This is a genomic window from Mesorhizobium sp. M7A.F.Ca.CA.003.01.2.1, assembly GCF_003998945.1.
GTDB classification, from domain to species: domain Bacteria; phylum Pseudomonadota; class Alphaproteobacteria; order Rhizobiales; family Rhizobiaceae; genus Mesorhizobium; species Mesorhizobium ciceri.
On the sequence record NZ_RZRA01000364.1, the window covers coordinates 1 to 5,063 of the forward strand.

General features: G+C 62.2%; 6 protein-coding genes and 1 pseudogene. 3 read left to right on the forward strand and 4 right to left on the reverse strand.

Features of this window, described 5'->3' with window-relative positions:
* The first annotated feature begins 84 nt into the window (after nucleotides 1-84).
* From EN969_RS16120 to EN969_RS16130, 3 genes and pseudogenes are all read left to right on the forward strand, one after another.
* Nucleotides 85-1,067: pseudogene (locus EN969_RS16120) on the forward strand (LysR substrate-binding domain-containing protein).
* Nucleotides 1,064-2,320 (forward strand): aminopeptidase, encoded by a 1,257-nt coding sequence (locus EN969_RS16125; protein ID WP_063167642.1) that lies wholly within the window; start codon nucleotides 1,064-1,066, stop codon nucleotides 2,318-2,320. Before EN969_RS16120 ends, EN969_RS16125 begins: the two are co-directional and overlap by 4 nt.
* A gap of 21 nt (nucleotides 2,321-2,341) precedes the next feature.
* On the forward strand, nucleotides 2,342-2,695 hold the full coding sequence (locus tag EN969_RS16130; protein ID WP_063167641.1) for a DUF488 domain-containing protein: 354 nt from the start codon (nucleotides 2,342-2,344) through the stop codon (nucleotides 2,693-2,695).
* Nucleotides 2,696-2,908: 213 nt separating this feature from the next.
* Here the strand turns inward: EN969_RS16130 and EN969_RS16140 are convergent, their stop codons facing one another.
* The 4 genes from EN969_RS16140 to EN969_RS16155 form a co-directional block, all read right to left on the reverse strand.
* Nucleotides 2,909-3,259: an ArsC family reductase gene (locus EN969_RS16140; protein WP_063167640.1), complete on the reverse strand. Its 351-nt coding sequence runs from the start codon at nucleotides 3,257-3,259 to the stop codon at nucleotides 2,909-2,911.
* Nucleotides 3,260-3,432: 173 nt separating this feature from the next.
* Entirely contained in the window at nucleotides 3,433-3,786 is a 354-nt protein-coding gene (locus tag EN969_RS16145) for a nuclear transport factor 2 family protein (protein ID WP_013532858.1), read from the reverse strand.
* Nucleotides 3,787-3,922: 136 nt separating this feature from the next.
* The gene (locus tag EN969_RS16150) at nucleotides 3,923-4,603 is read right to left on the reverse strand and encodes a 2'-5' RNA ligase (protein WP_245441279.1); all 681 of its coding nucleotides are present in this window, start codon (nucleotides 4,601-4,603) and stop codon (nucleotides 3,923-3,925) included.
* Between the two features lie 102 nt (nucleotides 4,604-4,705).
* On the reverse strand, nucleotides 4,706-5,063 hold a 358-nt coding region (locus tag EN969_RS16155; protein ID WP_127419238.1), incomplete at its 5' end, for a TOBE domain-containing protein.

Consider the following 5,063-nt stretch of genomic DNA (forward strand, 5'->3'; position numbering starts at 1 on the left):
ACAGGTCTGTCTCTTCCGATAAAATCCGCCGTTTCGACATGCCTTTCAATTGAGATTTCAGCCGGATCAGTTTAGAAAAACTCAATGGCCATGCTCAACCGCGTCCACCTCAACGGCCTGCGCGCCGTCGAAACCGTTGCCCGTCTCGGATCGCTGGCGGCGGCCGCCGGTGAGCTCAACGTTTCCGCAGCCAGCAGATAAGCCGTACCGAAAAACAGCTCGGCCAGGCGCTGTTCGAGCGAACGGCGAGCGGTCTGGTGCTGACCGAATTCGGCGCCGTCTTCGCGGCCCGCCTTGGTGCTGGATTTCGTGAGCTTTCCCAGGCCGTGGCGCTGGCCGACGAGGCTACGCAATGCACATTGGTGGTTTCGGTGGCGCCGGCCTTTGCCTCGAAGTGGCTGTTGCCCAGACTATCTCGCCACTTCGACCGGCATCCCAACGTGCTGCTGCGCATCGACGCTTCGGTGCGGCTGGTCAATCTCGATCACTCAGACATCGACATCGCCATCCGGCTTGGCGACGGCAAATGGCCGGGCGGGCGCACGGAACTGCTCTTGGCGCAGGAAGTCTTCCCGGTCTGCGCGCCGGCGATTGCCCAAAAACTGAAGTCGATCGAGGACCTTGCCCAGACCTGCGCGATCACCGACGAGCGAGCAATGATCAACTAGGAAAGCTGGTTCGAGACGGCCGGCGTCCCACCTGTCAGCTTCCTCAAGGGTGCGCGTTTCACCGACCCGATGCTGTGCCTGGAATCGGCGATTGCCGGCCACGGCGTGATGCTGGGCTGGCAATTGCTCGCCGCGGATGCGCTGGCCGACGGGCGGCTGGTGGCGCCTTTCGGTATCCGCGCCCAGAGCGGGCTCGGCTATTGGCTGGTGACCTCGTCCGTCAAGGCGGAAAGCCGCAAGGTCCGGGATTTCAAGGTCTGGATCAGGGAAGAGATCGAAGCAACCATGGCGCGGTTCGGGTCCGCAAACCCAAAACCCGCCGGCGCGATCGCGGTGGAAAGCGCCGCGCCGCCGCTCTATGGTAGGTCGGACATCAAACTACGACAGGCAGGATCATGACCACACATTCGCGCGGCGTTTCCGCATCAATCGACCCGGTGAAGCTCGACAGGCTGGCGGAAGTCGCCATCAAGGTCGGGCTGCAATTGCAGCCAGGGCAGGATCTGGTGCTGACGTCATCGATCGCGGCACTGCCGCTAACCAGGCGGATCGTCGAGCATGCCTACAAGGCCGGCGCCGGCCTGGTGACGCCGATCTTCAACGATGACGAGATGACGCTGGCGCGCTACCGCTTCGGCGCCGATGCGAGCTTCGACCGCGCCGCCGGCTGGCTCTATGAAGGCATGGCGAAGGCCTTCTCCAACAATGCGGCCAGGCTTGCGGTGCGCGGCGAGGATCCGTCGCTGCTCTCCGCACAGGATCCGGCGAAAGTGGCGCGCGCCAACAAGGCCAATTCGATGGCTTATCAGCCGGCGTTGGAAAAGATCACCGGCTTCGACATCAATTGGAACATCGTCGCCTATCCGGACCTCGCCTGGGCCAAACAGGTCTTCCCCGGCGATGCCGACGATGTTGCGGTCGTGAAACTCGCCGATGCCATCTTCGCCGCGTCGCGGGTCGATGTGGAGGATCCGATCGGCAACTGGAGGGCGCACAACGCGGCGCTGCGCAGCCGCACCGAATGGCTCAACGGCCATAATTTCCATGCGCTGCACTTCACCGGACCGGGCACCGACCTGACGGTTGGACTGGCGGACGGCCATGAATGGATGGGCGGCGCCTCGACCGCCAAGAACGGCATCACCTGCAACCCCAACATCCCGACCGAGGAGGTCTTCACCACGCCGCATGCGGGGCGAGTCGAAGGCCATGTCTCCTCGACCAAGCCGCTGTCCTACCAGGGCACGCTGATCGACGACATTTCGGTGCGTTTCGAAGAAGGCAGGATCGTCGAGGCCAAGGCATCGAAGGGCGAGGACGTGCTGAAGAAAGTGCTCGACACCGACGAGGGCGCGCGCCGTCTCGGCGAGGTGGCGCTGGTGCCGCATTCCTCGCCGATATCGGCCAGCGGCCTGTTGTTCTTCAACACGCTGTTCGACGAGAACGCCGCCTGCCACATCGCGCTCGGCCAATGCTATTCGAAGTGCTTCGTCGACGGCGCCTCGCTCAGCCAGGACGAGATCGCCGCGCGCGGCGGCAACAAGAGCTTCATCCACATCGACTGGATGATCGGCTCGGACAAGATCGACATCGATGGCGTCCACAAGGACGGCGCCCGCGTGCCTGTCATGCGCAAGGGCGAGTGGGCCTGAGGGTTCCAGCCAGGAGGTGTGATGGCCTTCAAGATCGCGGTCAAGCGTATCTACGAGCCGCCCGCTGCCGATGACGGGCAGCGGGTTCTGGTCGACCGCATCTGGCCGCGCGGCGTCAGCAAGCAAGACGCCGCGCTGACGCTGTGGTTGAAGGACATCGCGCCGAGCGACGAGTTGCGCAAATGGTTCGGACACGAGGCGGTGCGCTGGGCGGAGTTTCAGGAGCGGTATGGCGCTGAGCTGGATGGGAATGGCGCGGCGGTGACGCAGTTGCGAGGCCTGCTGGGTAACGGCAAGGTGACGCTGCTCTACGGCGCGCTTGACGAGGCGCACAACAATGCGGTGGCGCTGGCGGGGTATCTGCGCGGACGCTGAGATTTTATGGCGGTCGGCGGGACAGCGCCCCCCCTCTGGCCTGCCGGCCATCTCCCCCTCAGGTGGGGAGATCCGCTGTCATCATCTTCTTCGCAAATCCCGAACGTGACAGGAATGGCGGAGCGGCGAAGCTGCCAATCTCCCCACTTGAGGGGGAGATGTCCGGCAGGACAGAGGGGGGCGCCACGGAACACCGTGGACCGAGAGGCAGCTCTACTCCCCCACCGCCGCCTCATAGACATCAGCCTTGAACCCGACCATAACCCGGTCGCCTACCTCCAGAACCGGCCGCTTGATCATGGTCGGCTTGGCCAGCATCAGCGCCTTGGCGCTCTTCTCGTCGAGACCCTGCTTTTCCTTGTCCGGCAGCTCGCGGAACGTCGTGCTCGCCTTGTTGAGCAGCTTTTCCCAGCCGACCTTGCCCGCCCAACCATCCAGCCGCTTCGCGTCCAGTCCCTCGGCCCTGAAATCGTGAAACCGGTAGGCTACGTCATGGCCTTCCAGCCAGACGCGCGCCTTCCTGACCGTGTCGCAGGTGGTGATGCCGTACATGGTGATCGTCAAAAGCGTGCTTCCTTGGCTGACTGTCGAATCCGTTCCACAGACTAAACCGCCCTTCCCGATTTGCCAGAGCCGTTGCCATATCTCCGTTCCACATGACGGCCAGGACAATGTCCTGGCCGTCTAACCTCCAGATCATGCAGCAGCGATGTGAGCCGGAAGCCGGGGGTCCGGCCTCAATAATAGAAGCGCTCTTCGGTGATCTTGCCGTTTTTGACCGTGTAGAGGCCAACTTCATCCATGGTGACACGCTCGCCGGTAGCCTTGGGCGTTATGTCGAACTTGAAGCGCACCGCGAACTGGTCGCCATTGACATAGGGGCCTTCGACAGAGCCGCCATGGACTTCATTGTTCTCCTGCCACCACTGGCCCTTCTGCCTGAGAGCCTCCTTGCCACGGGAGATGGCCATCGGCCCCTCCATGGCTTCGTAGCTCACGATATCGTCGGAATTGTACTTCTCGGCGGCAGCTTCGTTCTCGCCCTGCTTGAGCAGCTCGGTAAAATCCTTGGCAATTTCCGCGATGGTCATTTGCGTTCCTCCTGTTCAGACGCACTGCAAATAGGCAACGACTCGCTGGCCTGCCATCGTCGGACCACGGGGTAGCTGACAAGCCATGTCAGGATGATGGATATCGCTCGGAGTATGTGACGACGATGTGAGCACATCACATCGCGCTCAGCGGCCAACATTCCGGGAAAACGTACTTCTTCAGTCCGCGCAAGCTGTGCACAAGGACGAACTCTCGTGCAACAAAGCTGATTGGGCCCATAGGCTGTTTGGGGACAAGTTTTCGGTCATATGCAAGCGTCAGATGCGGAACGAAACCATCTGACGCCTTGAGGCCTTCGCGCAGCATTTCGACGCCGAGCTTCCTGCTCAACTCACAAACCGGTCCGTCATCGGCGAGAAGCACGAAAGGGTGTTTGGCTGGCTTGCCCCTAGTCGCCGGTCGGCCGGGAAAGCTACTGGCATAGCGAAAGGTAACCTCGAACGGGGCCATCGCAATGCGCCGTCCCGATCGGGCGGCCGCAAAAAGAATTTTGGACCGTAGCCTTTTGTAATCACCGACATGCTGCAGGCTGACGTGAAAACGCTCCGGTAGCAGTTGGTCGCCGGTTACCCCGCATTGGCCGCATAGCCGATTTTGACAATCGGCAAAGCGCGAATGGTCCTTAGACTGCAAAAACAAACCGAAGAACACGCGCTCGGGCCGTTTAGGCCGCCATGGCGGCTCTGGAAGTCCATAGTCGAATTCGCCTTGCAGATACATACGCACACGCCCGGCAAAGAACGCTCCTGTTTTGCTCCATTCCGGAACAAAACAGGAACGCTCTCCTTGAGTCAAGCCTGGAATCTATTCGAGCTCACGCCCAGCAGCCGATGATACCCTCGACCTCGAGGAAATCGTGGATCGCCCAGTTGGCCCCGGTTTTTAGAGTTCGATGAACTAACCTGGCAGCACTGGGCAGTTGGCGCCACGGCGCAGGCTGATATGCGCCACGTCGCCGACCTGGAAGCGAAAACCCTCGGCCTGGCGCGGCGCGTCGATGACGACAGGTGCGCCCTGCCCGAGTTCGGCATGCAGGCGCAGCGTGCGGCCGTGAAAGACGACGCTGTTGACGCGCGCCGGTGCGGTGCCGGGCGCGGCCTCGGTCATCGCCAGCAAATCCTCCGGGCGCACGCCGATGGTGCGGGTAGCGCCCTCGGCAGGTGCCTCGCCGGTTTCAGAAATAGCCTCCAGCGGCAGGGTGCCGGCGGTGAAACGCAAGCGATCGCCATCGCGGCCGGCAAACCGTGGTTGCAGG

Bases quoted from the DNA above. Each gene is read 5' to 3' on its own strand.
- EN969_RS16125 (WP_063167642.1), top strand. From the start codon at position 1,064: ATGACCACACATTCGCGCGGCGTTTCCGCATCAATCGACCCGGTGAAG.
- EN969_RS16130 (WP_063167641.1), top strand. From the start codon at position 2,342: ATGGCCTTCAAGATCGCGGTCAAGCGTATCTACGAGCCGCCCGCTGCC.
- EN969_RS16145 (WP_013532858.1), bottom strand. From the start codon at position 3,786: ATGACCATCGCGGAAATTGCCAAGGATTTTACCGAGCTGCTCAAGCAG.